At 70.8% G+C, this 583-nt stretch carries 1 protein-coding gene and 1 pseudogene; both read right to left on the bottom strand.

All coding sequences use genetic code 11. The annotated features are described in order from the left end of the window. The coding region (gene bioD, locus B2W70_RS06905; RefSeq protein WP_286744130.1) for an ATP-dependent dethiobiotin synthetase BioD at positions 1 to 286 on the bottom strand (286 nt) is incomplete at its 3' end. A 56-nt stretch (positions 287 to 342) separates the two neighbouring features. Beyond that, positions 343 to 583: pseudogene (locus B2W70_RS06900) on the bottom strand (adenosylmethionine--8-amino-7-oxononanoate aminotransferase BioA); the annotation flags it as partial.

Below are 583 nucleotides of genomic sequence, written 5' to 3'. Positions count from 1 at the left end.
GCGCCAGGTGCGGCGAGAGCGCATCGGGCAGCGCGTAGGGTGTGTCGAACACCGGGGGCACAACCAGGGTGCCGGCTGCACGCAAGGCGGCCACGTCCTCGTTGAGCCACTGCCCATGGGCCGCGCCTTGGGCGTCTTCACAGGTCACCCACTCGCAGCCCGCCGCCACCGGTTTCATGCCGACGACGCGTGCATGACCCGCCTGGTGAAGGGCCCGCAGCAAGGCCGCGCTGACGCGGGTCTTGCCCACGCCCGTGTCGGTGCCGGTGACGAAGTAAGCGACCATCTCGGCCTCCTGTTGATGAGATCGGGGCGAAGGCTTGTGAACGGGGCCCGAGGCGCTCAGGCCAGCGGGTGGGCGCGCTCGCCAGCTGGGGGCAAGGCGTCGACCTCGGCCAGCACCTGGTCGAGCACGCGCAGCAGACCCTCGGCGAGGTGGCGCTGGTCATCGGGCGTGAGCACGTAGGGCGGCATGGCGTAAAGGGTCGATCCGATGGGTCGCAGCAGCAGGCCGGCGTCCAGCGCAGCGCGGTGGTAGCGCGCGGCGAACGTGGGCTCGTTGGTGTCGATGTCCCAAGCCCAG

The sequence above is a fragment of the Aquabacterium sp. UBA2148 genome (assembly GCF_002328915.1).
Lineage (GTDB): Bacteria > Pseudomonadota > Gammaproteobacteria > Burkholderiales > Burkholderiaceae_C > Aquabacterium > Aquabacterium parvum.
This window is presented reverse-complemented; position numbering and strand designations above follow the sequence as displayed.